24 protein-coding genes are annotated in these 25,999 nt (G+C 61.7%); 11 read left to right on the top strand and 13 right to left on the bottom strand.

Annotated features, from left to right (window positions below):
* Positions 1 to 2 precede the first annotated feature (2 nt).
* The gene (locus ACQY7R_RS16310; RefSeq protein ID WP_428306631.1) at positions 3 to 611 is read left to right on the top strand and encodes an ABC transporter permease; all 609 of its coding nucleotides are present in this window, start codon (positions 3 to 5) and stop codon (positions 609 to 611) included.
* Positions 612 to 689: 78 nt separating this feature from the next.
* Positions 690 to 2,147 carry a hypothetical protein gene (locus ACQY7R_RS16305; protein ID WP_428306630.1) on the top strand — a complete coding sequence of 486 codons (1,458 nt, stop codon included), beginning with the start codon at positions 690 to 692 and terminating at the stop codon, positions 2,145 to 2,147.
* A gap of 115 nt (positions 2,148 to 2,262) precedes the next feature.
* Here ACQY7R_RS16305 and ACQY7R_RS16300 read toward each other — a convergent pair whose 3' ends face one another.
* Positions 2,263 to 3,603: an arylsulfatase gene (locus ACQY7R_RS16300; RefSeq protein WP_428306629.1), complete on the bottom strand. Its 1,341-nt coding sequence runs from the start codon at positions 3,601 to 3,603 to the stop codon at positions 2,263 to 2,265.
* A 157-nt stretch (positions 3,604 to 3,760) separates the two neighbouring features.
* Positions 3,761 to 5,035, bottom strand: coding sequence for a Gfo/Idh/MocA family protein (locus tag ACQY7R_RS16295; protein ID WP_428306628.1), 1,275 nt, complete (start codon positions 5,033 to 5,035; stop codon positions 3,761 to 3,763).
* A gap of 163 nt (positions 5,036 to 5,198) precedes the next feature.
* Here ACQY7R_RS16295 and ACQY7R_RS16290 point away from each other — a divergent pair, with 163 nt between their 5' ends.
* From ACQY7R_RS16290 to ACQY7R_RS16270, 5 genes are all read left to right on the top strand, one after another.
* Positions 5,199 to 5,558 (top strand): hypothetical protein, encoded by a 360-nt coding sequence (locus tag ACQY7R_RS16290; protein ID WP_428306627.1) that lies wholly within the window; start codon positions 5,199 to 5,201, stop codon positions 5,556 to 5,558.
* A 111-nt stretch (positions 5,559 to 5,669) separates the two neighbouring features.
* Positions 5,670 to 5,837 (top strand): hypothetical protein, encoded by a 168-nt coding sequence (locus tag ACQY7R_RS16285; RefSeq protein ID WP_428306626.1) that lies wholly within the window; start codon positions 5,670 to 5,672, stop codon positions 5,835 to 5,837.
* Between the two features lie 282 nt (positions 5,838 to 6,119).
* Positions 6,120 to 6,632: a DUF1269 domain-containing protein gene (locus ACQY7R_RS16280; RefSeq protein WP_428306625.1), complete on the top strand. Its 513-nt coding sequence runs from the start codon at positions 6,120 to 6,122 to the stop codon at positions 6,630 to 6,632.
* A gap of 288 nt (positions 6,633 to 6,920) precedes the next feature.
* Positions 6,921 to 10,646: a PAS domain S-box protein gene (locus ACQY7R_RS16275; protein ID WP_428308903.1), complete on the top strand. Its 3,726-nt coding sequence runs from the start codon at positions 6,921 to 6,923 to the stop codon at positions 10,644 to 10,646.
* Between the two features lie 278 nt (positions 10,647 to 10,924).
* The gene (locus tag ACQY7R_RS16270; protein WP_428306624.1) at positions 10,925 to 12,382 is read left to right on the top strand and encodes a sigma-54-dependent transcriptional regulator; all 1,458 of its coding nucleotides are present in this window, start codon (positions 10,925 to 10,927) and stop codon (positions 12,380 to 12,382) included.
* A 10-nt stretch (positions 12,383 to 12,392) separates the two neighbouring features.
* Here ACQY7R_RS16270 and ACQY7R_RS16265 read toward each other — a convergent pair whose 3' ends face one another.
* The 6 genes from ACQY7R_RS16265 to ACQY7R_RS16240 form a co-directional block, all read right to left on the bottom strand.
* Positions 12,393 to 12,602, bottom strand: coding sequence for a hypothetical protein (locus tag ACQY7R_RS16265; protein ID WP_428306623.1), 210 nt, complete (start codon positions 12,600 to 12,602; stop codon positions 12,393 to 12,395).
* A 54-nt stretch (positions 12,603 to 12,656) separates the two neighbouring features.
* On the bottom strand, positions 12,657 to 13,115 hold the full coding sequence (locus tag ACQY7R_RS16260; protein WP_428306622.1) for a phage holin family protein: 459 nt from the start codon (positions 13,113 to 13,115) through the stop codon (positions 12,657 to 12,659).
* Positions 13,100 to 13,321, bottom strand: coding sequence for a hypothetical protein (locus ACQY7R_RS16255; RefSeq protein ID WP_428306621.1), 222 nt, complete (start codon positions 13,319 to 13,321; stop codon positions 13,100 to 13,102). Before ACQY7R_RS16255 ends, ACQY7R_RS16260 begins: the two co-directional genes overlap by 16 nt.
* Positions 13,322 to 13,325: 4 nt before the next feature.
* Entirely contained in the window at positions 13,326 to 13,790 is a 465-nt protein-coding gene (locus ACQY7R_RS16250; RefSeq protein WP_428306620.1) for a hypothetical protein, read from the bottom strand.
* A gap of 63 nt (positions 13,791 to 13,853) precedes the next feature.
* Entirely contained in the window at positions 13,854 to 14,027 is a 174-nt protein-coding gene (locus ACQY7R_RS16245) for a DUF1328 domain-containing protein (RefSeq protein ID WP_428306619.1), read from the bottom strand.
* A 69-nt stretch (positions 14,028 to 14,096) separates the two neighbouring features.
* Entirely contained in the window at positions 14,097 to 14,519 is a 423-nt protein-coding gene (locus tag ACQY7R_RS16240) for a CsbD family protein (protein WP_428306618.1), read from the bottom strand.
* 699 nt (positions 14,520 to 15,218) lie between these two features.
* Between ACQY7R_RS16240 and ACQY7R_RS16235 the strand changes: the two genes are divergently transcribed.
* Positions 15,219 to 15,560 carry a BON domain-containing protein gene (locus tag ACQY7R_RS16235; RefSeq protein WP_428306617.1) on the top strand — a complete coding sequence of 114 codons (342 nt, stop codon included), beginning with the start codon at positions 15,219 to 15,221 and terminating at the stop codon, positions 15,558 to 15,560.
* A 38-nt stretch (positions 15,561 to 15,598) separates the two neighbouring features.
* Positions 15,599 to 17,539, top strand: coding sequence for an AI-2E family transporter (locus ACQY7R_RS16230; RefSeq protein ID WP_428306616.1), 1,941 nt, complete (start codon positions 15,599 to 15,601; stop codon positions 17,537 to 17,539).
* Between the two features lie 203 nt (positions 17,540 to 17,742).
* Here ACQY7R_RS16230 and ACQY7R_RS16225 read toward each other — a convergent pair whose 3' ends face one another.
* From ACQY7R_RS16225 to ACQY7R_RS16215, 3 genes are all read right to left on the bottom strand, one after another.
* A complete protein-coding gene (locus tag ACQY7R_RS16225) occupies positions 17,743 to 18,393 on the bottom strand; it encodes a hypothetical protein (protein ID WP_428306615.1) in 651 nt (216 codons plus the stop codon).
* A 78-nt stretch (positions 18,394 to 18,471) separates the two neighbouring features.
* Positions 18,472 to 18,684, bottom strand: coding sequence for a CsbD family protein (locus ACQY7R_RS16220; RefSeq protein WP_428306614.1), 213 nt, complete (start codon positions 18,682 to 18,684; stop codon positions 18,472 to 18,474).
* 52 nt (positions 18,685 to 18,736) lie between these two features.
* Positions 18,737 to 18,880, bottom strand: a complete 144-nt coding sequence (locus ACQY7R_RS16215) for a hypothetical protein (protein ID WP_428306613.1) — start codon at positions 18,878 to 18,880, stop codon at positions 18,737 to 18,739.
* Positions 18,881 to 19,303: 423 nt separating this feature from the next.
* Between ACQY7R_RS16215 and ACQY7R_RS16210 the strand changes: the two genes are divergently transcribed.
* Complete coding sequence (locus tag ACQY7R_RS16210; protein WP_428306612.1) at positions 19,304 to 19,690, top strand: Hpt domain-containing protein; 387 nt, start codon at positions 19,304 to 19,306, stop codon at positions 19,688 to 19,690.
* A 181-nt stretch (positions 19,691 to 19,871) separates the two neighbouring features.
* The gene (locus tag ACQY7R_RS16205; protein ID WP_428306611.1) at positions 19,872 to 21,200 is read left to right on the top strand and encodes a tetratricopeptide repeat protein; all 1,329 of its coding nucleotides are present in this window, start codon (positions 19,872 to 19,874) and stop codon (positions 21,198 to 21,200) included.
* A gap of 139 nt (positions 21,201 to 21,339) precedes the next feature.
* Here the strand turns inward: ACQY7R_RS16205 and ACQY7R_RS16200 are convergent, their stop codons facing one another.
* Positions 21,340 to 22,818: a DUF1501 domain-containing protein gene (locus tag ACQY7R_RS16200; protein ID WP_428308902.1), complete on the bottom strand. Its 1,479-nt coding sequence runs from the start codon at positions 22,816 to 22,818 to the stop codon at positions 21,340 to 21,342.
* Positions 22,814 to 25,990, bottom strand: coding sequence for a PSD1 and planctomycete cytochrome C domain-containing protein (locus tag ACQY7R_RS16195; RefSeq protein WP_428306610.1), 3,177 nt, complete (start codon positions 25,988 to 25,990; stop codon positions 22,814 to 22,816). The genes ACQY7R_RS16200 and ACQY7R_RS16195 overlap by 5 nt, the downstream gene beginning before the upstream one ends.
* Between the last annotated feature and the right edge of the window lie 9 nt (positions 25,991 to 25,999).

The raw sequence follows: 25,999 nt of genomic DNA, 5'->3' as shown, positions 1-25,999 counted from the left end.
GCTTGCCGATCGTCGCAGTGGCGGGATTGGCGGCGGCGTATATCTTGGCGCAGCGATGCGGCGTCAGGGTCTTCGCGTTCTTTGGCGGTACTTCTGTCAGTATGCCTTTCCTTGACGATATCTGGATAAACGTCGCCGTTCTTGGCGGCATCCTCGCGACCTCGCTCGCGCTCAAGCAAACTCAGTGGGAGGAATCGAAAGGAACCTTTCGTTACCTTTTATTTCGGCCGATCGCTCGCAAGGAACTCTTCCTTTCAAAAATCGTCGTTGGGTTGGCGTTGGTTGCGGTTGTCATGGGGGCCTTTATCTTGATTTACGGCGTTTGGGCCACGTTGCCTGGACGCCACGCATCCCCCTTCTATTGGTCGATGACTGTCCCGTCGTGGCACGCTTGGTTTGTATTGCCAGCGATTTATTCAGCCGCCTTCGCTAGTGGACTTCGACCCGGTCGATGGTTTGGCTCGAAATTGCTGCCTTTAGCTGGATGCGTCATTATCGTCTTTATCTGGCTCGTGCAGCCTTGGCCATGGATCGCGCTACTGGTCTCGACGTTGCTGACTGCGCTCTACGTGAGCGCTGCACTCGACGTCGCCGAGAGCCGAGACTACTAACCCGAGCAACGTGGGTGGACTTGCTTCATTCATGCTGCATTCTACGGTACTCCAAACGTACAATCATTAGGGCGAGAGATGACCCACAAGCCAACATACAAGTCTTTGCGACTTCTGCTGATCGTCACGCTCGGCGTGGCGGCCGTTTGGATCGTGGCGGGAGCTATCGCGCTGATCCAATGGGAGATGGCGAATCAGGGCAATGGCAATGAGTCGTTGGTGATAGACGTTGAGGGACAAGCGCGGATCGATAGTTATCAAGTCGTCGGCGGTTTCGCTAAGCGCCGACCGATGCGCACTCTCGACGGCGAAGAAGTTAGCGGTTTGCAAGCTGCCGCCGCACCACGCGCCAGCCTGCCCGTCGCTCGTCCGTACCGCCCGTTCACAGATGGGCCTATCGTTTGGACGGAACGGCTTCTGTTCGCCGACCACGGCGACTTTTGGTATCTCGTTCGTGACGCCGCCGCTGACGGTCACGCGTATCTCGTCGCATACGATCGCGAGACGAAATTTCCCACGCGCTATGCCGCCCGTTCTGGATTTTCGACCGGCCCGCCGCTGCCTGAGGATCATTTCAACGTAGGGCCGCCGTTCAACCATCAGTCGCGGCGGGTCGTGGGAATTGCCTTTCGCAATGACGTGAGTTACGACAACTACGCGGACATCGACCCCAGGGGAGCCACGCCTCGATCGTGCCTTTATGTCCTCGATGACGGCGAACTCCTGGGAGTCGACGTCACTCGTAGAATTATCGATAAGTTGGGGGCATTTCCCGCAGCTCAAGCGTTGGCGATCACCGAGCGACCTCAAGTGTCAGGTCCTCAGATTGGCGATGAGTCCGAAGTAGAGGTGAGAATGGAAGATCTTGCGGCAGCGAAGGCGCTAAGAGAGAGTGCGTTGCTCATCCGCATGCCGGCGAGCTTCATCGTCCTGGACCCGCGCAGCGAGCAACGCCAAGAAGTCCCCCTGCCAGAAGAGTTTCAAGCGGGCGACTTGGATGTTTATTCGCTCCGCTCGGGCGGTTTCGTTCTCGATCGCAAGTCGCGTCGTCCTTCTGCCACGGTGCATCACCTCGCTTGGCTCGACCGCGAGGGAAAAGTTGAGCGTACGAAAGAAGCTGCAATCGAAACCCATGTAGATGCCGGTCCGCGAGTTCAGGCAATTCTTGCGACGCTCATGCTACCAACGCTGCTTTTTCTCAGCTTGATCGTGGTATGGTCGGCGCCTCGCATGTTAAGTGAGGCGAGCAGCGGTCTCAGCTACTCGGACGCACTGCAACAAAGCATCGTGGGTGCATGGCCTGCAGTTCTTGTGCTCGTCGTGATCTCACTTGGCTTCGCCGCGCTGGTCTACCGCTGGCAACGCGAGAACAACCGCCCGCGCCCCGTCGCTTGGGCCGTTGCCGCGTTCCTGCTCGGCGTGCCGGGGTTCATCGCTTATCTGATCCTTCACGGCCGGCCAAGCGTCGCCCGGGCGCGCACCCACAAGATCGCGACGGCCGAGCCCAAACTCCTCGGCATCGAAATCTTCGCGTAATCGAACCGAGCGCGCACACACACAAGCCAGGGTTCGGACTGGTCGCTTAAGCGACCAGTCCACGCGACGTTGGACTCCGCGTACCGAACACAAACGCGAACGCGCGAGAGTGAGCTCAGTTCGCAGGAATTTTGAACAGCTCGGTATCGACATGCGCTTCGCGCATGATTTCCTGCATCCGCGCCACTACCTCCGGATGCTCCGCCGCTACGTTCTTCGTTTCGGCGAGATCATCGGCGAGGTTGTACAGTTCCAGCGGCCGATTGGGATCGCTTTGGAAGTCGAGTCGCACGGCTTTCCAATCGCCTTGCCGTACGGCCTGCTTGCCGCCCCGTTCGTGGAACTCCCAATAGAGGTAGTCGTGCTCCGGCTGCTCGCCCTTGCCGTAGAGCGTTGGCAGGTAGGAGAGGCCGTCGGTATCGGCCGGCGGTTTGATTCCCGCCGCTTCGCACGCAGTCGGCACGAAGTCCCAGAACGCCGAAACATGGTCGCTCGTCTCGCCCGCGGCGATCTTGCCCGGCTGCCACGCAATCATCGGCACGCGGACGCCCCCTTCGTACATATCGCGCTTGCCGCCTTTGAGCGGGCCGCCGGAGTTGAAGAAGTTGCGATCCCACCCTCCTTCGCTCATCGGCCCGTTATCGCTGGCAAACATCACGATCGTGTTGTCGTCGATCCCCAGCTCTTTCAGCTCGTCGAGAATCTGGCCGACGGCGTCGTCGAGGTTCGTCACCATCCCGGCGAAGGTCGCCTTCGGATGCGTTTCGTTGCGGTAGTGCTTGTCTTTCGTGTGAGGCTTCTCTGCAAACTTACCGACGAACGGATCACGCCACTTTGCGGGGACGTTCAAGTCGGCGTGAGGCGCTTGCAGCGAAAGGTGGAGGAAGAACGGCCCGTCCTTGTGTTCCTTGATGTACTCCTTCGCATCGGCGACGAACATGTCGGTCGAGTAATGCTTCCCTTCTTTGCCATGGTTGTCGGGGTACTGCACCTTCTCGCCGTCGCGCCACAGCACTTGGGGGTAGTAGCGGTGCGCAGCGCCGTGGCTGATGTAGCCGAAGAAGTGATCGAAGCCTTTCTCAGCCGGATGGTTGCCGTTTTGCGAGTTGCAGGCGAGGCCGCTCTTGCCGATCATCGCGGTGTGATAGCCAGCGTTCTTCAGCAGTCGGCCAATCGAGATGTCTTGCGGATCAGGACGGAACTCGATCGGCCCGTTCGCTCGTTGGTGGACGTGCCCCGTATGCTGGCCCGAGAGCAAGCAAGCCCGCGACGGCGCGCAGACGGTGCAGCCGGCGTAATGCTGCGTGAACCGCATCCCCTCGTTCGCCATGCGATCAAGGTTCGGCGTCTTGAAGTTTTTCTGCCCGTAGCAACTGAGATCGCCGTAACCGAGATCATCGGCCAGGATGAAAATAATGTTCGGCTGCTCGGCGGCTTCGCTCTTCGCGCTAATCATTGCTAACGAGGCGAAGAAGGATAGAACCACGACGGCACGAAGAGCACGACGGGCGAAGAAGGAGCGATTCAAGTTAGTCATCGTTGCGTACATTTTTTGTCTTACGTCGTGCTCGTTGTGCCGTCGTGGTTCAGGTTTTTTTAGTACTGCGGAAAGATTAAACGTTCGGTAGCTCATATCCCTTGCGTCGCGGGCGGTCGAGCAGCTCGCACGCTTTGGGGTCTTCGGGGAACGTCTCGGCGACGGGATCCCACTTCAGCGGCCGGCCGACTTCGCGGGTGATGTTCGCCAAGTGGCAGACGCTGATCGAGCGGTGGCCGATCTCGACGTCGGCGTTCGGCAACTCGCGGGTGCGGATGCAGTCGAGCCAGTTTTGAATGTGCGGCCGCGCGATCCAGCCGTCGCCTTCCCACTTGTTTTGCACGGCCGGCTTGGGGGCGTCCTTCGCGAAGCCGGGCGGGTTGGTGGCGAACTTGTTGCGATTGATTTCCATCTTCGCGTCTTCGCCGACGAAGATGCCGCCCCCCATCGGGCCGGTGTTCTCGAGTTCGAAGCTCACCTCGACGCCGTCGTCGTACCGCATGCCGACCTTGCCGTTCGTGCCGGGCGTGATTGGCCATAGTTCAACGGGCCCGGTGTCGCTCTTGCCGAGCGCCCACTGAATCTGGTCAACGCCGTGAGCGCCCCAATTGGTCATCTCGCCGCCCGAGTAATCGCGCCAGCCCATCCATGCGAAGCGAAGCGAACCATTGTACGGCCGTAGTTCGGTGGGGCCGCACCAGACGTCCCAATCGCCGCCGGTCGGCACTGGCTCGGCGGGGAAGTTTTGCATCGCCTGCGGACCGACATAATTGACGGCGAGCACCTTTTTCAGCTTGCCAAGCTTGCCGTCGCGGACGAATGCACAGCAGTAGTCGTTGATCTCCATGCTCCGCTGTTGCGAACCAACCTGGAAGACGCGGCCCAGCTTGCGCGCCGCGTCGGCGAGGATGCGGCCTTCGCGAATGTAAGCGGTGAGTGGCTTCTCAGCGTAAATGTCGAGCCCGGCCTGCATCGCCCGCATACAGGGGAGGGTGCGGCCGTGATCGGGAGTCGCCACGACCACCGCGTCGAGCTGCTCCTTGTCGAACATCGTGCGGTAGTCGGTGTACGTCTTCCACTGCTGCTTCTTCTGATCGAGCGTCTCGGCCATCCGCTCGGGGAAGCAATCGGCAAGCGCGACGATGCGGCCCCCCTCGGGTACCTGATCCATCAGCTGCCGCGCGCGGCCGCCGGTGCCGATAAAGCCAATCACAATTTGGTCGTTTGGCCCGATCGCTCCCTCACGTCCCAGGACTCGCGCCGGGATGAAGGTGGGCAGCGCGATCGCGGTGCTCGCAGCAGCGGCTGTTTTGAGAAACGTGCGGCGCGAAGCAGTCGAACGATGATCCATCGAGAAGAACTCCGGGGGGCGGTCGTAGCCTAGCGGCGAGAAATCCGCCTCAAGGGAATCGGGCAGGAAAAGTCGGGAGATTAGCCCACGTTCCGAGCTTCTCATTCTATCTGGGCATGATGGGCGAGAGGAGAAGCTGAGAAGTTAAAGGCAGGGTCTGGGGATGATGCTCCTCGCTTTCCCTGGCGCAGAAAATACGCCCGCTTTCAGCAAGATTCTTGCACTTCAAGCGTTCAGCCGTGGCGCCCGGCTGGTGGCGAATAACGCAAAGCTTTCCGCACGGTTCTACACACTTAACCTCCATCAGAACCCTCAAGGCGGCACGCGAAACATTCGCTCAGAACTCGCGAACTACCTTATCGGTTGTGCCGTAAATAACGTGTCGTCCGTCATTTGGACGGCCGCCGACCGAGCTGGAAGTATTTTAGGCCGGCAGGTGGCTAGTTTCCGCTCCGCCGTTAATTGCGGAGACGCCAACTGCCAGCGGCGATTACTCAAAGTGCTGCGGGTAAACGGCTTTTGAGCGCACGGTCTCGCAGAGCCAGCCGCTCGGCACAGAGTTTGCCTTATGTTCAGAGCAACTGAAAAACGGGGCCAGACAAGGCCCGTGGGGACACGAATAGGAGGAGATGTGATGAGCCAACGAACACTCAAGATGCGGATGGCGGAGATTCGACGCAGCTGGTCACGTAAGGAACGCGAAAACCGAGCCGTTCTTGGCGAACGTCGTTGTTTGGAACTGATGTTCCAATCAGGTATGGTTCGCCCTTGCTTGGCGACTGCCGCGCGCGCTCCGGCCTAATCGACTATCTAAGTCGTTGCTTCGGATTGCGATCCGCTCAGCGTTGGTGTGGATGCCCAGCGAGAGCTAGCCCGCAGAAAATTCTTGTCTCGCTAATTTGATTCACGACCCAGGCCGTCGAGTCTCATCGACTCGGCGGCTTTTACTTTGCGCGACCACGACACGGCGCTGCCGTTCAAAGAATGGCACACGTAATGCACATGGTTCAGGGGTGCGTTTTGACTGCGGCGAGCGATACCCTCGCGCGTCAATCAGCGCCACACTTTTGGAGGCGAGAGTTCGATGCCCAAGCAAGATTGCGTAGCAGCAGTTTTCGACACTTACTCAAGTGCAAGCGAAGCCCGGCGACAACTCGAAGCTTTAGGGTTTGGTCATAATATCTCGGTGATCAGTCGAGAGAATGCCGAACGCCTCGACGCGGCTGGCCCGCTCACTCAAGGCGACGAGATGGAGAAGTCGGCTGCCGTTGGCGCTGCCACGGGTGCGACGCTGGGATTGCTTGCCAGTTCCGCGTTGCTCGTGATCCCTGGTCTTGGCCCGGTGCTGTTCGTCGGTGCGATCGCCAGCGGCATCACTGGCGGCATCGTTGGCGGGCTCGTTGGCGCCATGACTGGCTGGGGGATCAAGGAAGATCATGCCCAGGAGTATGAGGAAGAGCTACGCCGCGGCAAATCGTTGATCGTCGCCAAGGCTGATCCGCTCCATTTGGCGGAAATTGAAGAAGCGTTGGAGAAGTCTCCGGCCGAGCAGGTGAGGCTCCACGCCGAGTCTGCGGATGCCCACGTTGATGCGTAGCAGTCGCATCAGCCAGCTGATGGCGCCGATTTAACAGTTGCGACCGCGATGTCGATTGCGAGAGTGACCCGGCGGGGCGATAATCAACGTTTGACCACGTCGGGGTGACGCGGCCCACCTGCGCTCCGATTTCAGGCCGACTGCATGAATCCTCCGCTACCCAGTGACGCCGCGACGCCGTGGGGTGCGAGTGCGCTGGGACGGCAATTGGCCGGAGTTGATTGGTCGGTGCGTCCGCTCGGAGCCCCGACCGCCTGGCCAACTAGCTTGCGCACAGCCTTGCACATTGTGTTGACGAGCCAACGGCCGCAAGCGGTCTGGTGGGGGGCGAGTTTCACTCAATTAGCGAACGACCGCTTCCAGTCTCAATTCGCTGAGCGAACTGCGGCGATAGGCGCGTCGGCATCTGAGCTGTGGGGAGACGTTTGGGAGGTCGCCGGCGATCAGATCGACGCTGCGATGAGCGATAGCTCGAACGCGCTAACGCCAATCGTGATCGCAGGCGTCGAGGGACGCGATGGAGCTGGCTCGTTAACGTTGCTTGCTCTACTTAGTGACGACGGGCGGCCTGGTGGATTTCTTTGCGAATGGAATCCGCAGCTTGCAAGCGCCACGGAAGCGGAACTCGAAGAACGCGAGCTTCGCTACCGCCTCGTCGCCGAAGCGACCGGCGACTACATCTGGGACTGGGACCTCGCGACCGACCGCGTGGCGCGCAATGCCGGCGCTGAGACGCTTTTCGGCTATCAACCGGAAGAGATTGGCGGCGACTTGAACTGGGGCGTCAATAAGATCCATCCTAAAGATCGCGACGGCGTCCTGCGAACGATTAAGGTCGCGATTGAGAGAGGCGAAAAGGCATGGTCGGCCGAGTACCGTTTTCAGCGGGCCGACGGCAGCTACGCGCAAGTGGCGACGCGAGGCCATGTGATTCGCAACAGCGAAGGGAAGGCGGTGCGCGTCATCGGCGCGATGCGCGACCTTACCGAGTCGCGTCAGCACGAACAGGCCCTGCGCGACGTCGAGCAACGGTTCCGCGCCGTGACGATGAACGCTCCGGTGGCGATCTTCATCAAAGACCTTGAAGGCCGCTACACGCTTTGCAATCCGGTCGCGTCGCAGACGCTCGGCAAGCCGCGGGGCGTCATCGGCATGACCGACTACGACCTGATGCCGCGTGATGCAGCCGATCGGCTCCGCGAGCGCGACCGGGAAGTCATCGCGTCCGGGGAGGCTGCGGAGTTCGAGGAGTTCGTCCCGCAGGGCGGAATCGATCGGCACTTCATCGCCGCGAAATTTCCGCTCCGCAACTCGGTGGGAGAGATCGTCGGCGTCGGCGGCGTCGCCGTCGACGTCACTGAACGCAAGCAAGCGCAGCAAGCGCTGCGTGAGAGCGAACGCCGGCTGCTCCTGGCGACGCAGACGGGTAAAGTTGGCGTCTGGGCGTGGGACATCGCTGAGAATCGCGTCTCGTGGTCCGAGTCGTTGCAGGGGATCATCGGCGTCGCTCCGGCCGACTTGCAGCCGGAAGCCGACGGGTTCGAATCACTCGTTCACCCAGACGATCGAGCGCTCGTTCGCGACGCACTGCTCAACGCGGTTGAGAAAGACGTGCCGCTGGAACTTGAATTCCGCGCGCAGCGCCCCAGCGGCGAGGTCATCTGGCTCTTCAGCACGGGGTCGGTGATCCGCGAAGGAGGCCGCGCGGTGCGGATGCTCGGCGCCACCCTCGACGTGACCGACCGCAAGCAAGGCGAGGATGCGCTCCGCTCAAGTGAAGAGCGGTTTCGCACTTTGGCGAGCCATGCACCCGTGGGCATTTTTCAAACCGACCTCAACGGCGACAATCTGTTCGTCAACGAGGGTTGGTGCGAGATGGCGGGAATGTCGGCCGCCGAGGCCCGCGGCAACGGTTGGATGAACGCGATTCACCCCGACGACCGCGCGCAATCTCTCGCCGGCTGGCAGCAGGCGCTCGCCGATGGGGCTTCGTCCTCGGCTGAGTTCCGCTTCCAACGCCCCGGCGGGGGCGTCACGTGGGTTCAGGGGAACGCCGTTCCGCTGTGCAATGTGAGCGGCTGCACGATCGGCTACATCGGTACGGTGGTCGACATTACCGCACGCAAGCAAGGCGAAGCGGCCCTGCGTAACAGCGAATTGATGTACCGCGCCATCGGCGAGTCGATCGACTACGGCATCTGGATCTGCGACGCCGCGGGGCGCAACATCTACTGCAGCGAATCGTTCCTGAACCTCGTCGGCATGACGCAACAGGAATGCTCCGACACCGGTTGGACCGACGTTCTCCACCCCGACGACGTCGAACAGACGATTGCCGCCTGGCGGCAATGCGTGCAATCGGGCGATGCGTGGGACGTCGAGCATCGCTTTCGCGGCGTCGACGGCAAGTGGCATCCAGTGCTCGCCCGCGGCGTGCCGGTGCGAGACGAGCATGGCACGATCATCGCTTGGGTTGGCATCAATCTCGATATCAGCGACTTGAAGCGGATCGAAAGCGAACTCCGCGATAGCGAAACGCTCTTCCGAAACATGGCCGACAATGCGCCGGTGCTCATCTGGATCCATGGCGTCGGCGGCTGCCAATACGTGAATAAGGAATACACACGGTTTATTGGCGCCGAACTCAATGAACTCCAAGGGATGAATTGGACGCGATTCATCCACCAGGATGAGCGCGATAAGTTCGTCGAGAGCTATCGGCAGGCGTTCAAGCGGCAGCAAGCGATCGACGCGCAAATTCGAATGCGGCGCGCTGATGGCGAGTACCGGTGGGTGACCTTGAACGGTATGCCGCGGTTCCGGGGGGACGGCGCGTTTCTTGGCTATGTCGGCTGCTCAGTCGATATCACCGACATGAAAGCTTCGGAGAGCGCTTTGCGCGAAGCCGATCGCCGCAAGGACGATTTCTTGGCGATGCTCGGCCACGAATTGCGTAATCCACTGGCGGGGATCGTCACCGGCGCTCAAGTGCTGGCGATGCTCAATCTTGATCAAGAAGCGAACGAGATGCAGGCCGTCATCGCACGGCAAGCGGCGCAGATGTCACGGATCGTCGACGATCTGCTCGACGTCTCGCGCATTGCTCGCGGCAAACTGCGGCTCCGTCGCCAGCATGTGAATCTCCGTGAACTGCTGCGGGACACGATCGACGACTACCGCAAGGCTCGCCTGCTCGAGCAATGCGAACTTCAGATCGAACTACCCGAGCACGATGCGTGGGTCTTCGCCGACTCGGCCCGCCTAGCACAGGCGTTCTCGAACCTGATCCACAACAGCTACAAGTTCAGCGATGGACCGAATGTCATTTCGGTCACGCTCCACGCTCACGCAACCGATGGCGACGCCGCGATCGTGGTCCGCGATCAAGGAATCGGGATGACCGACGAAACGCTCGCTAGAATCTTCGAGCCGTTCAATCAGGCCGACAACAGCTTAGAGCGGAGCCGCGGCGGCTTGGGGCTGGGGCTCGCACTGACGAAGGGCTTGGTGGAACTCCACGGCGGCGGCATCTGCGCCCGTAGCGATGGGGTAGGGCAGGGGGCCGAATTCACGATCACGTTGCCGCGATCGACGCCGCCGCAAGCCGTACAGCCGGAGCCGCCTAAAGCAGAGACGCCCGCCCGCCAGGAGCGGATTCTTATCGTCGACGATCGCCGCGACGCGCTCCTCGCGCTCAACCACATGCTGCGGCTCGACGGCCACATGGTGGCGACCGCCGAGGATGGCGCCGCGGCCGTTGCGAAAGCAGTTGAATTCCAGCCCCGCGTGGTGCTGTGCGACATTAGCCTGCCGGGCGAGATGAATGGCTACGCCGTCTGCCGGGCGCTGCGATCGCTTCCGGAAACAGCCTCGGCCTACCTAGTAGCGGTCACCGGCCACGGGCACGACGAGGCCCGTCGGGCGTCGAAGGAAGCAGGCTTCGATTTCCACGTGACGAAGCCAGTGGGAAAGGCCGCGTTACGCGACCTGCTAGCCAATCGCCCCCACCTCTAATCGAGCCGCCAACGATTCGTCGGAATCGGGTATTCCGGCTATTTCCTTGGCGGGCGGCGACTCTAATATTGCCACTGTGCCCTACGCCTTGGCTGGCGTGGGATGTTAGGGGGATTCTGCCAGACCAAATCGATTCGGTAGTCTCGTAAATTTAGATGGCCGAGATAGAATCGAAAACTTCTGCCAACGGCGGCGGGGGCCTTCGTGCGCCCGAGACGCTGGGGAGAAATATCGAATAACCGCCGAGCGCCGCAATTGAGCTCGGAGAAAAGGAATCAATGGCGAGTTTGTTGGTAATTGATGACGACCGCACTGTCCTGTTGCTGGTCAAAAAGGCGTTCGCCGATTCGGACGTCGAGATTCACACTGCCAGCGACGCGGAGTCGGGCATGGCCGCCTTGCGCGAGCACAAGCCCGACGTTTTGCTGCTCGATATCCTTCTGCCGGAAGTCTCTGGCATGGAGCTGGCCCGCGAGATTCGGGCGATCGATCTCCGCCTGCCGGTTATCTTCATCACCGCCACGAACGACAGCGACACGGCGATCGAAGCGATGAAGATGGGGGCGTACGACTACCTCCTCAAGCCGCTTGATATTCGCCAAGTTCGCTCGCTCGTCGAACGGGCCCTCGAAACCCGCCGGCTGATGAACTCGCCGGTCCGCCTGCAAGAAGCGGAAACTGATTCCGAAGATAGCGACGTGCTGGTCGGCCGCAGCCCGAAGATGCTCGAGGTTTACAAGCAGATTGGCCGCGTCGCGGCTCAGGACGTCACCGTGCTCATCCGCGGCGAGAGCGGTTCGGGCAAGGAACTGATCGCCCGAGCCCTCTACCAGCATAGCCATCGCAACGACCAGTGCTTCATGGCGGTGAACTGCGCCGCCCTGACCGACACGCTGCTCGAAAGCGAGCTGTTCGGCCACGAGAAGGGCGCCTTCACCGGCGCCGATCGGCGCCACATCGGCCGCTTCGAACAGTGCAACGGCGGCACGATCTTCCTCGACGAAGTCGGCGACATGTCGCCGGCGACGCAGAGCAAGGTGCTGCGACTGCTGCAGGAGCAGAAGTTCGAACGCGTCGGTGGACACGACACGATCTCGGTCGACGTACGGCTTATTTCGGCGACGAACCGTGACCTGGAGCAGATGATCGAGGACAACGAGTTCCGGCTCGACTTGTTCCACCGGCTCAACGGCTTCGAAATCCAACTGCCGCCGCTGCGGGAACGCCAGGGAGATCTCAAACTGCTACTCGATCACTTTCTCAAGCGGTTCAACAGCCAGCTGAGCAAGGGGATCACGAGCATCTCGCCCGAGGCGCTCGACTTGATGGAGAAGTATCCCTGGCCGGGCAACATTCGCGAAATGCAGGGCGCCGTTCGCCGTGCGATGCTCATGGCGACCGGCCCGACGATCGTGCCGGAGTTGCTTCCAAAAGATATCTTGGAATACCTGCAGCCCGGCTCCGCGCCGCGGCGCGTGGCTGGTGCGTCTGCAAGCGATGACGGTGGCGCCGTCGATTTGGCGTCATTCCTCGACGAGCGGATCAATTCCGGTTCGGAGAATGTTTACCAGGAGTCGCTCCAGTTCATGGAGCGTTACCTGCTGACTCGCGTGCTGCGCGAGACGGCAGGGAACCAATCGAAAGCCGCCTTGCGACTCGGCATCACTCGCGGCAGCCTCCGCAACAAGATGCGGGAACTCGGGATTCAAGTCGGGCAGGTCGTCGAAGGCGATTGATCGCCGTGGATCACCAAGGCTTGAGCTTCCAGCCAAGCACGAAACCGATGCCGAACGCCCACAGGGCTACGACTTCGGGGCGCTCGCGGGCGTACTCCCGAAAGAACGTGGTCGCTGCGTCGCAGGCGTCGAGACCGTGGGCGAGTTGATCGTCGCCGCCGAAAGCGGGCGGCCGTGCGCCGGTGCGTTCAGCGAATTCTGAGTAGTGGGCGGTAGCCATAGCGATAAGTCTCCGGGGGGAGGTGAACGCTAAACCATCGCGGGACGACAGCGCCTAGCGCGGAACGTCGTCGGGGGTGGTTCGCAACGTTTCTTTTAGCCAGTGAACGTTCTTGCGAAGTTCTGTACTAAAGCGATCGAGGATTCGTCGATCACGCTTGAGTAGCCAGATGCCGATGCCGGCGGAAAGGCTCGCCAGCGCGAGGCCAGTCCCGGCTGCAATCATCATCGCGCCCCACAGCGGCAGATCAGTTTTCGCTTCAAGCAAGTAACCGAAGCTGAACAGTGCTACCGGAGCCGTCGCCAGCAAGATGATGCCGGCGGCGAGCAATGCAGCAAGTGGACGAATAAAGCTGTGCACCCACTCCCGCACGTCAAGTTGTAGCAACTCGGCCTGCAGCTCCATCAGCGTGAGCACATCGCTCCCCAATTGGCGGAAGCTCCGACTCATCGAGGCGGCAGGAGCGGCAGCAGTCGTGGGACGTCGGTCGAACGCCATTAGCGCTTCACCCATTTGCCAATCAGTAGACCAACCGCGAAGGCGGCGCCGATAGCTAGGGCAGGATGCGACGCCACCGAACGAGCCGTCCGGTTCACGATGCCCTCGCCAGTGACTGCAAAATCGGCGACTGCTTCATCAGCCGCAGCCGCCGCTGCCGAGACTCGCGACTCGGCGGCTTCGGCCGCCGTTCGAAAATGATTTTGGAGGCGATTGTGCATGGCATCACCGCGGAATGTTGAACTCTTCGAATGACTGCTCGTCGTCCGGCGTCTCGGCAGGCGATGCCGCCTTGCCGCCGAACAACGAACTCCAATCGCCTGATTCCAATCGAGTTTGTGCGAAGTTCATCGCCGTGCGAATCAGGAACGGCGTGGCTAATCCCGCCACTGTTTTGAGCAATCCGCTCGGCGGGCCCTCAACCGTCACTCCACTCACGTGATGCTTTTTCAGCAACTCGATCAGCTCTTTCGCATCCGCCGCTCCAGGCGTTGGCGGGGATTTCCGACGCGGGATGAGGAAGAACCCCAACCCCGCTGCGGCCCCCGCCAACAAGAACGGATGATTCTTCACGTAGTAGCGCCAGTCCGACAACGTCTTCGCCGATTGCACAATGGTTTCAACCTCTTCGCCGGCAGTGCGGCGAACGGCTTCCATGCGGCGGCAAATGTCGTCTGCGTCGCTAGCCATGTGATGTCAGTAGCCCTGCGTCTCTAAATCGCTGTTCAGTCTTGAGTTGCGGCCGTCGTCGGATTAGACCGGCGGACGTCCACGTAATGCACCCGCTACGGCGCTGATCAAGAATAGCACAATAAAGACGAAGAAGAGGATTTGCGCGAAACCCGCGAAACTGCTGGCAATTCCGCCAAATCCGAGCAATGCGGCGACCAGCGCCAAAATCAGCATGGTTACTGCGAGCGATAACATGACTCTACTCCTTCTACTACTAACAGTGGGTAATCGCCGCCCCTAGAGCGAGGCGTGCGTGCAATTCGTCTACCGCGACCGCATCACGAGGCCAAGCACCACGCCCGTGATCAAGCCCGCACCGAAGCCAACCGCGAGCGACTCGATCGGCCGCTGCTGAACCATCCGCTCGGTCTGAACGTAACCGCCGCGTACCGCGTCACTCGCGCGACCGCGAGCATCGCCCAGCGATTCAGCAGCAGTGCCGGCGTAGCTGCGAACCGCTTCGGCGACCTTGCTGACGCCCGAAGCGCCATTCGAGGTTACTTCGCCGAGGTATTGCTCGACTTTCTCCCGAGCTTCGCCAGTCTTCTTCTGGATCATGCCGACGAGCTGGTCGACGCTACCACGAGCTTTCTGCAGGTCGTCGCTGGTCAGTTCGCCCCAGCGTTCGTGCAGCTTGCCTTTAATCTCGTTCCAGTTCCCTTCGAGCGTTTGTTGGTTCAGTTTCATCGCAGCTTCCTTTGTTCGAGTGGTGTCGGTGTATCGTGACCCCTGGGCCATTAAACCGCGTCTCAATGAGATCGCGTCAGGCCTGAAATACTCGATTGCAACCTGCGTGCCACGAGCGGAGAGCGGGCGGTACTGCGGTTCGCGTCGAAATCGCGAAGAACGTTGATCGTTTGGCGATCTGCCGGACAATCCCGCGGGATCCCCGCGTGGTGGGCAGTTTGTCCGCAGGGGTGATTGCCAAACCGCCAACAGTGCGGGGAAACTGGATTGCTAGCGACCAATCAAGACGCTCAGTGCTGGCAAGCGAGCGGCCGCGCGCGCGCCGCGTTCCCGGCGGACAGACTGATTGGCAGGCGATCAAAGAGCGAAAATCGCTTGATTTCTCGATGTGAAGAGCACCTAGCAGCGAATCGCTTGTGGTAGTGGTCCCTTTCGCATCGCTTTCCTATGCAAATTGGCACGATGAATGCATTGCTCCGCTTCCGCACGCGGGGCTCGCCAAATCACGGAAGCGCCGACGGGCGAAAAACCATATCTGATGTCACGACGTTGCTCTGGTGTCCGCACCGTCGCCGAACAGATAGGGTTGTCGCCCGTCGGCTTTTTTAATGGATCTGCAGGATCGATCCTCTCGTCGCGATTCACTCCCTAATACTTGGACTGCTTCTGTGGTCCCTCCGCACTGGATCCTTCACCGTCATGCACGAAGCACTTCGCATTCGTCCCCGCCACAAATCGACTCCCGCCTCTGCGACTCCAGCCCTCGACTTCCATCGCTCCAACCCGCTTGAACGCCGCGACAGCGACCATCAGGCAAGCAACCGCAGCCGGCTGCAACTGGCGAGCGAGAACGTCAAAGCGACGCTCGAATCGCTCGGCTATCCGGTGCTCGGCAGCGTCAGCTGCGCCGCGGCTCAGGAAGGGCTCGTTCTCTCGGGCGCAGTTCCCAGCTATTATCTGAAGCAGATGGCTCAAGTTGCCGCCCTGCGGGTCGCCGGCTCCGTGCGGGTCGTCAATCGGCTCATCGTCACATCGTTCTAGGTTCATAGGAACGTCGGCGTCGCTCGCCGACGTCGCGCATGGCTCGATCTCGCACGCCGTCCGGCGCTGGTTCGCCGCTTCTCACCTTGGCATCGATCGTGGTGGCGATCGCTGCGCTACACGTCGCGAAGGAGATCCTGCTGCCGTTGGCGCTAGCAATCTTCCTCAGTTTCCTGCTGACGCCGCTGGCGGAACGCCTCGAGCGCTGGGGCCTGGGGCGAATTCTCTCCGTGATATCCGTCGTGGGAGTGACGTTCGTCGTCTTGGGAGTCCTCGGTTGGATCGTCACGAGTCAGCTGCTCAATCTCAACGAGCAGTTGCCGGTGTGGCGGCAGGAGATCATTCGCAAAATCGAGGATTTGCGTCCCGACTCGCCGATGCTGGCGAACGTCAATGAGGCGATCGACGAAGTTACCAAGAAGTTGAATGAGGATGCGAAGCCGGCTACTCCGCCGTCAGAGGATGCAGCCGAAGAAGCGCCAGTCGTTGCGACGGCGCCTGCAGTTGCACCTCCGGCGGAGCAGCAGGATGGCAGCCTTTGGGCTCGCCTCAAGCGAGAGTTTGATAACCCGTCGAACGGAACGCTCAGCAATAGTGGCGAGCCGGTCGACGTCCGTGTTGTCGGCATGCCTCCCTCGCCGCTCGGGCAGATGCGAGATTGGCTCGGCCCGCTCGTCGCGCCACTAACGACGGCTGGCATGGCCATCGTCCTCGTCATCTTCATCTTGCTCAAGCGCGAAGATCAGCGCAATCGCCTGCTGCAACTCTTCGGCGCGTCGAATCTGCACGCATCGACCGAAGCGCTAACCGATGTGACCGACCGCGTAAGCAACTACCTTCGCATGCAATTCCTAATCAACGCCGGCTACGGCCTCGCGGTGGGGTTGGGATTGGCGGCGATCGGCGTGCCGAGTGCCATTACCTGGGGCGTCCTCAGCTTCGCGTTGCGGTTCCTGCCGTACATCGGTCCGTGGCTCTCGGCAATCATGCCGCTGGCCGTCTCGATCGCTGATTCCTCTGGCTGGACGGCGCCGCTGATGGTGGCTGCGCTCTTCGCGGTGCTGGAATTGCTCGTGAACAACGTCGCGGAACCGATGCTCTACGGCCGCAGCACGGGCGTCTCGGGCGTTGGCGTTATCGTGGCAGCGATCTTCTGGACCTGGATTTGGGGTCCGATCGGGCTGGTGCTCGCGATGCCGCTCACCGTGTGCGTCGTCGTGATGGCCCGCTACATTCCTGCAATCAATTTCCTCGCGGTGCTGCTGGGCGATCATTCGACGATGCTGCCGCCGGAGCGGATTTACCAACGCCTCCTCGCTGGCGACAGCGACGAGGCCGAGGAACTTGTGACGCCGCTACTCACTGATGGCTCGCTGGCTGCAGCCTACGACAATGCGGTGATCCCCGCGTTAATTCTCGCCGAGGAAGATCGACACGCTGGCCGGCTCCACGACGGACAAGTCGGCATAGTGCAAGAAGCGGCCCGCGATCTGGTCGAAGATCTTGGCGAACTCGACGCCAAGCAGGCCGCTGCTGCACCGAAGCCGGATGGGGTCGAAAGCGCCGGTCGCCGAGCAGTACGCGTCCTTTGCATCCCGCTTCGCGACCAAGCCGACGACATTAGCGCGGTGATGCTTTCGCAACTGCTGCAGAAGGAAAATTGCGAAGTCGAACGGGCGGCAATCTCTGCACTAACTAGCGAACTAGTGGAAGCGGTCGAATCGCAACGGGCCGACATCGTGGTTTTGTCGAGTGTTCCGCCGCTGCCGAGCCGCAGCAGCCGACTGCTGTGCCGCCGCTTGCGCGATCGCTACCCGCAGTTGCCGATCGTGATCGGCTACTGGGGCGGCGACCGCGATGAAGCGATTCGCCGCCGGTTAGCCGACGACCAGTCGGACATCACGACGACGCTCGCCGCGGCGGTGGAACGCGTTCGAGCGATCGCAGCGAGACCGCAACTAGCCGAGAAGGCCGGGTAATTACCCGTGGCGAAGCATCCTAGCTCCGGGCTTCGCCCGGGGGTCGGCATCCATTTTCGGTACGCGACGCCCCACGGTGCGGTGAACGACTCCCGGGCGGAGCCCGGGGCTAGAGTACGGTTGGAACGTTCCGCTCGCGCAACAAAAAAGGCGCCGACGACCGAAGTCGCCGACGCCTCACACTCGCAAACATCTAGCTGCGATTACTTATTCTCTTGGAGCAGCTGCTGCAACGTGCTCACTTCTTGCTGGACGTTGCGTTGGTGATCTTGCCATTTCATCAGCTCTTCGCCCTTCAGATCGTCGGTGGCCTCCTTCACGCGATCACGCTGGGCCTTAAGTACGTCGATCTGCTTGGCGATCGCGTCAGCGTCGGCGCCCTCGGCGTTATCATGACGTTCTTCAAGCTGAGCAATCCGCTCGTCGGCCAGAACAAGTTGTTGATCGACCTGCTTCGCGAAACCGTCGCGAGCTTGCGTCGCGTTTAGCTCAGCTTCCTTCTTCTGCAGATCAGCCGCAGCTGCGTTGACGTCCTTCTGTTCATCTCGAATCTCCGCGTTGCCTTCAGCACGCGTTTCGGCAACGTTTTGCTGAGCTTCCGCCACGTCTCCCGCAGCGTCGGCATCGGCGTCTAGCACGGGCTTCATCGCTTCATGGCGAGTTTCGTCGGCGTCTTGTTGTGCTTCAGCCGTTGCCTCCGCGGCGTCGTGTTGGGCTTCCGCAACGTCATGTTGTTGGTCGCGGAGTTCCGCTTGAGCGTCGGCCACGTCGCTACGAGTCGTCGACTCTTGGCATCCGACGAACGCTAACGTCAGTCCAGCGGCGAACAGGCGTGAAGTAAGTTTGAGTGACATAACACTATTCCTTTTAGCAATTGATTTACGTGGTGGCGGTTACTGCGAATGCGATCGCCTAGATCGACTGCAGCGAGCTCAACTGCTCGCTGAATCGCACGTCGTACAGAACTTTTCAACTTCTTCTTCGGCTCGCTCGCGAGCATAGCCATAACGGGCTTGAAGCTTGCCCACCAACTCGATTCGCTTTCCCTTGATGGTATCGACGTCGTCGTTGGTCAGTTTGCCCCATTGCTGCTGGATGCGACCCTTCGCTTGCTTCCAATTGCCCTCGACTTGATCCCAGTTCATGGCTTCCTCCCATATGGAAAAGTTCGTTATGAGCTGCTCTCCGTCGGCGCGACTAGAAGTCGCAGCCGCGGAAGAATAAAGCGAGAATGACAATCGGCAGCGGCAGACCAATCAGCCAAGCAAAGATGCCGTACTTGATCTTGCCGGCGCGATTGAGTTGCGGTGTGGGACGCGCGGATGGACGTTGGCGTTTCATGGCTCTCTCCAGTGTCGTTAAACATCGCCGGCTGGAATGGTCGCTCGACTGCATGGCGAGTCGACTAAGCGGCGAGGATGATTTGTCGGCTGGCTGCCGCACGCACGACGGAAACGCAAGTGACGTGCCAATGGCATTTTTTGCTGAAAAATAGGCCTTTCGACGTGCTCGCGACGAGTTGCGCGCTGGTCGTCAACTCGACGAATCGGCAGCGCGGCGTCCACGGCGAACGCGCACCGGCGCATACAAACGATCTACAATCGTTACATGACTTCAATTCGTCAGACCCTTCTGGCGGCGACGCCGGAACGGAGTTTGCTTCCACTGCCATCGCGGGGGTGAAATTCAGTCGAGACTCGACGAACGTCGCAGCGACGTCGCACGCCGCCGGCGAGTCGGGACGCCAAGCCTTAGGACAGAACCATGAGCAGCATCGCGTCGTTACGAGACGATAGCGACTCGCCGCCGTCTCCGATGAATGTTGAAGAAGCCCTCAGCCGCCTGGCCGGCGACCGCGACCTGCTGCGGGCGATCATCGAAATCTTTCTCGAAGATGCGCCTCCGCTCTACGAGAAGGTACGCCAAGCGGTCATGCGCAACGACCTGCCGACGCTCCATCGCGCCGCCCATAGCTTGAAGGGGCTTGCCGCCACGCTCAGCGCGCACGACATGGCGGCCGCCGCCTCGCGGCTTGAGCACATGGCGTCGGCGCGATCGATGCCGGACGGCGCTGCCGCGGTCGGCGAGCTGGAACAGCGACTCCGAGAGCTGACCGACGCGGCCAAGCGGTTCTTAAAAAACCCGGGGTGAGCGGCGCCAGGCGGCCCGCCGCGAGCATTCAGCCGGCAAACTCGTTGCAAATTGGCCCGCTTCACGCTTGAGAAGCTGATTGTGACGATTGCCCGGCCAATTTCCCGCCCCGCCAGAAACGAAAGGTATATTGAAGCGACCTCCTTCTCTTCACTCGTCGCTTGCCTGTCGAAGGCGTCTTATGTTCACGACTCGTCGATCCATTGGTGCCGCTGTTGGTCTCGCGCTGATGCTTCCGCTTGGCAGTGGTTGCTCGCAGTCGCCGACTGAAACCGTCGCTCAGCCAGCTGCTCCAAACGCCGCCCCTGCTACGACCACGACAGCGCCGGCAGCCGTCGATGACAGCGCACTCGCCGCAGCTGCCCAGCAGTCGGCGGCAGGTAGCAAGCTGCTAGAGCAAGGCGACTATCAACAGGCCGTCGAGCACTTCACCATGGCGCTCAAATCGTCGAACGCCGCGGTGCAGCCGCCGACGGGCGACGCCGCCTCGGCGGAACTCTACCGCAAGCGCGGCATCGCGTACCTCCGGATGGGCTTTCCCGACACGGCGAAAGACGACTTCAGCGATGCGATCGCGTTCGCTCCCAACAACACTGCCGGTTACGAGCAACGCGCGGTCGCCTACATGGAGTTGGGCGATCGCTTCAACGCCTTGCGCGATGCGACGCAAGCGATCCGTCTCAACCCCCACAACGCGGCCGCGTACCACACACGCGGCTTGGTCTACCTGAGGCGTGAGCAGTACGATCGCGCGGTGGCCGATCTCGAGCAAACGCTCGTGGAAGATCCCGCGCTCGCCGCCATCGTGACGCCGAAGCTCGGCGAAGCGTATTATCGCTGGAGTCGCGACCTGCAAGACGACGGCGCCACGCTTGCCTCCGAGGAGAAGCTGGCTCGCGCCGAAGCGATCGCCCCCGAATTCGTCTTCCACGAGCAGCAAGAGGCGCTCAAGCCCCAGGTGGCTGAAGTCGAGATCATCGAACAAACCGTCGCGAAGCCGGTCATCAGCGGAGCCGATGAACATTACGCGCGAGCTCGCGAGTTACAGGTGCGCGGCGAGAACGATCAGGCGATCATCGAGTTCACCGCCTCGATCACGCTCGATCCCGATCAAACCGAGTCGTACCTCCACCGCGGTGAGACGCTGCTGGCGATGGGTTTTCCCGACACAGCCCTCGAGGACTTCCAAACGGCCGCGGCGAACGGCGATACGTCGAACGAGGTGAATCGCCTGCAAGCCCGCGCGTTCTTGAACCTCGGCAGCCCGAATCGGGCGGCCATGTCGGCGACCGACGCCCTTCACAGCAATCCGACCGACGCCGGGATGTACGCCATCCGCGGCGAGGCGTATCTCATGATGGAAAACTGGGATCGCGCGATCACCGACCTCGACGAGGCGGTGCGGCGCGAGCCGGCGCTGAAGGATTCGTTGGCGGAGTTTCGCACGTCGGCGAAAGAAGGGCGTGCCGATGCGTTAGCGCGGCGGAATCAAACGGCCTACGCCCAGTGATTGTGCGTTGCACCGTTTTTTCTAGCCCCGGGCTCCGCACGGGGGTGGCGCAACGCGCGGTGATGTCGACCGGCATGGCGGCCGACCCCCTGGCGGAGCCAGGAGCCAGGAGCCAGGGGCTAGGGGGATGTAGCTTCCGCTACGCCAAAATCCCCTTCACCACATGCGCCTCTTCCACCCCGGTCAGCTTCGTATCCAACCCGCGGAACTTGTAGGTGAAGCGCGAATGGTCGATCCCCAGGCAATGCAAGATCGTCGCGTGCAGGTCGCGTAGGTGCACCGGGTTCTCGGCGATGTTGTAGCAGAAGTCGTCGGTGCTGCCGTACTCCATCCCCGGCTTCACGCCGGCGCCGGCGAGCCACACGGTGAAGCAACGGCCATGGTGATCGCGACCCATGCCCGGATCGCCGAGGCTCCCCTGGCTAAACACCGTGCGGCCGAACTCAGTGGCGAAGATCACCAGCGTATCGTCGAGCAGCCCGCGTTGACGCAAGTCTTTGATCAGCGCCGCCGTCGGTTGATCGACGTCTTTGCACTGGTTCGGTAGCTGCTTCTGGATGGCGATGTGCTGATCCCACCCGCGGTGGAACAACTGCACGAACCGCACGTCGCGCTCGAGCAGCCGCCGCGCGAGCAAGCAGTTTGCCGCGTAGCTTCCCGCCTTCGCGACTTCGGGGCCGTAGGAGGCAAGCGTCTCGGGCGATTCGTCGCTCGTGTCGGTCAGTTCCGGCACTGAGGTCTGCATGCGGAAGGCCATTTCGTAGGCGTTGATCCGCGTGAGCGTTTCAGGGTCGCCCAGCTCGCGGGCCCGCAGGTGATTGAGGTGGGCGAGATCGTCGAGCATCGCGCGGCGCTGATCGCGAGTCGTCCCTGGCGGATCCTTGAGGTAAAGCACCGGGTTAGCGCCAGGCCGCAGGCCGACGCCTTGATGCGACGACGGCAGGAAGCCGCTGCCCCACAGCCGCGAGAAAATCGGTTGGCCGGGGTTCTTCCCTGAGCCTTGCGACACCATGGCGATGAACGTCGGTAGATTCTTGTTGAGGCTGCCGAGCCCGTAGCTCATCCACGCCCCCATGCTCGCGTAGCCCGGCTGCTGGTTGCCGGTGTTGATGTAGGTAATCGCCGGGTCGTGGTTGATCGCCTCGGTATGCATCGACTTGATGATGCACATCTCGTCGGCGATCGTTTGCATGTGGGGGAGCAGGTCGCTCATCCACGTTCCCTGTTGGCCGCATTTCCGACCCGGCCATAGCGGCGCGACGACCGGGAACGCCGACTGGCCGGAGGTCATGCCGGTGAGACGTTGCTCGCCCTTCACTGATGGCGGGATTTCTTTGCCGTGGAACTTCGTAAGATTCGGCTTGTGATCGAACAAGTCGACGTGCGAGAACCCTTCCGATTGGAACAGGCAGAGCACGCGCTTCGCCTTCGGCGCAAAGTGTGGCAACCCTAACGAGTTGGTCGCGATGCCGCCCGTCGCCGCAGCGAACGTGCTCCCCGCATGGCTCGCGAGTAGCGAACTCAGCGCCGCCGTCCCTACCGTTCCCGCCGCGCCGCCCAGAAAGGTGCGCCGCGTGATGTGCCGTACGAATTCTTCAGATGGATCGATCACGTTAATTCCTCGTCACGGCTTCACTGAGGTTCATCATCAACGACGCCACTTGCGACCACGCGGCATGCTCGGCGAGCGGAATCTGCTCGTCGCGCACCGACTCGCCACCGGTAAGGTATTCCTTCGCGGCCGGTTCATCGGCGGCATAACGCGAGCGTTCGCGGCCTAGCATCTCGGCCAGCACCACCAACTCTTCATCCGTCGGCGCCCGCGACGTGCATTCTTCAAAACCCCACCGCAACCGCGTGGCGTCGTCGCCACCGTGGCCGATCATCCGTTCCGCCAACGCCCGGGTCGCTTCGACGAACTGGACGTCGTTGAGCATCACGAGCGCCTGCAGCGGCGTCGTCGTCGAGGCCCGTTGGATCGTGCAAATCTCGCGATTAGGGGCGTCGAACGCCGCCATGTTCGGCGGCGGCACGGTCCGCTTCCAATAGGTGTAGAGTGAGCGGCGGTACAGCTTTTCGCCATGATCTTGCACGAACGCCTGCGAAGTCGCGGGCGAGCTGCCGTAGTGGCTGATCTCGCGCCACAGGTCGCCCGGCATGTAGGGATTGACGCTCGGCCCGCCCACGCGGTCGACGAGCAAGCCGCTCGACTTGAGCGCGCCGTCGCGAATGAACTCGGCCGACAAGCGGAACCGCGGTCCGCGGGCGAGCAACTGGTTCGCCGGGTCGCGCGCGATCAGCTCTACGCTGGCCGCGGAGGTTTGCCGATAGGTCGCCGAGGTAGCGATCTGCCGCACTAGCCGCTTGACGTCCCAGCCATGTTCGATGAAGTCCACCGCGAGCCAATCGAGCAGCTCGGGATGGCTCGGCCATTCGCCTTGAGCGCCGAAGTCGGCGGTGGTCTTCACGATGCCCGTGCCGAACAGCGTTTGCCAAGTGCGATTGACCGCCACGCGCGCGGTGAGCGGATTGTTCGGCATGATGGCCCACTGCGCGAGCCCCAGCCGATTCGCCGGGGCGCCCTCAGGCAGCGCCGGCAGGGCGGCAGGCGTGCCAGGCGTCACCTTCTCCGTCGGCGCGGCGTAGTTGCCGCGTTCGAGAATAAATGTCTCGCGCGGCGTTTCGGCCTGATCCATCACCATCGTCGAGAATTTTTCCGTTAGCACGCGAACGCGCTCTTCGAGGTTGGCGAGTTCGATTCGCTGCCGCGCGGCGGGCGCGCCATGCTCGGCGTAGTACTTCGCGAGCAGTGCGAGGTCGGCGTCGCTGCGATCGTTCACGCTCCGCTCAACGGCGGCGATCACCTCGGCGGGGAGGTCGCTGTCGGGGTCTTCGCCATACACGGCCTCGAATTCGAACTTCGCCGCGGAGAGCGCGTTGCCGTGCCCAAAGTTCACCTGCGCGGTGAGATAGGGCGTCTGCTTCGCGAAGATCGGCTCGTTGAACGTGACGGTGAGGTGCGCCGGTCCCGTGACGGCAATCTTCGGCGACCAACCATTGTCGTTGAGCGTGTTGAGCACATGCTCAGGGCGGTAGTCGTCGCGCCATGAGTTAGCCGTTACTTGCTTCGCGTCGAGCAAGCGGTGGAGGTTGATCTGATCGCCCGGCACGACGTCGACGCTCGCCGAGAACGACGTGACGACGAACGTCCCCTGATCGGGCGCTCCCGCTTCGGGCGAGTACATTTTGCCATGCCCGCGGCCGCCGCCCGGCGCCTTGTCGTCGTGATGGAAGACGATCCGCAGACCCGTCATCGGGCGATCGTCCGCGGGAAGCTCCAGCGACATGTCGTAGGCCACCATTCCCTCGGGTTGCGTCACCCGCGCGAAGCGATCCGCTTCGACGCCGAAGCCGAAGCCGCGATTGGGGGCGCTCACCTTCAGCAGCTTGGCCGGCTTCACCACGAAGTCACGACCGCGCGCGGCGAGCTTTGCACGATGCTCGCCTGCCCAACTTTCGATGGCCACCGTGTCGGGAGCAGCCAGCGCTTGCTTGAGCTCCGCGATGCGACGCTGCAACTCGGGCAACTCCGTATCGGGCAGCGTCGTCTTCGCTTGGAAGTAAGGCCGTGGATTGACGCCTGCGTTGCCGTCGAGGCCGATGTCGCTCAGCGTGTTGAAGTAAGCGAAGAACTGGTAGTACTCGCGCTGCGTGAGCGGATCGTACTTGTGGTCATGACACTGGGCGCAGCCGAGGGTGAGTCCCAGCACCGCTTCGCCGAGCGTTTTCACGCGATCGGCGTTGTAGTTGGTAAGATTCTCCTCGGGAATCGTGCCCCCCTCATGGGTCACCATGTTGTTCCGCTGGAACCCGCTGGCGACGAGTTGGTCGTCGGAGTGATTCGGGATGAGATCGCCGGCGAGTTGTTCGTAGAGAAACTGGTCGTACGGCATGTTCTCGTTGAAGGCGCTGATCACCCAATCGCGCCACACCCACATGTGGCGGCCGCCGTCGATTGAGAAGCCGTTCGTGTCGGCGTAGCGCGCCGCGTCGAGCCATTCGAGCGCCATCCGCTCGCCGAAGTGGGGGCTGGCGAGTAGTTGATCGACCGAGCGTTCATAAGCGTCGAGCCGTTCATCGGCGACGAACGCTTCGACTTCTTCCGCGCTCGGCGGCAATCCCGTCAGGTCGAGGTATAGCCGGCGGATCACCATCCGCCGGTCGGCGGCGGGCGATGGCTGGAGGCCTTCATCTTCGAGCCGTGCCAACACGAATTGGTCGATCTCGTTGCGAGGCCACGTTGATTCGAGCGTCGGCTCCGCGGCTTTCACCGGAGGAATGAATGCCCAATGCTTCGCGTAGACGGCGCCTTCGTCGATCCACTGCCGCAAGATTTCCTTTTGCTCGGCCGTCAGCTCGCGATGCGAGTCGACCGGCGGCATCACTTCCGATTCATCGTCGCTGGCGATCCGCCGCCACGCTTCGCTCGCCTCGGCGTCGCCGGCGACGATCGCGGGCAGGCCGTCGCGATCGGCCAGCGCCGAGTCGGCTTCGTCGAGCCGCAGATCGGCCTGTCGGCCCGCCTCGTCGAACCCGTGGCAGGCAAAGCAGTTCTCGGAAAGGATCGGTCGCACATCGCGGTTGTAGTCGATCTTCCGCTCGGCCCCGCGCGTGGCCGGGCAGATCGTGGCGAGCAGCAAAAAGACGGTGAGCCGCGCAAGTTTGCACGGGAACCGCCGCCAACGCCATTGTTGGGGAGCGCGATCGCGCTCAAGAGGAGAGTGTGGCATAGTCTCGCA

It is taken from the genome of Lacipirellula sp. (genome assembly GCF_965279485.1).
In the GTDB taxonomy this organism is placed as follows: domain Bacteria; phylum Planctomycetota; class Planctomycetia; order Pirellulales; family Lacipirellulaceae; genus Lacipirellula.
Note: the sequence above shows the minus strand (reverse complement) of the source record. Positions and strands in the feature narration are given on the sequence as shown.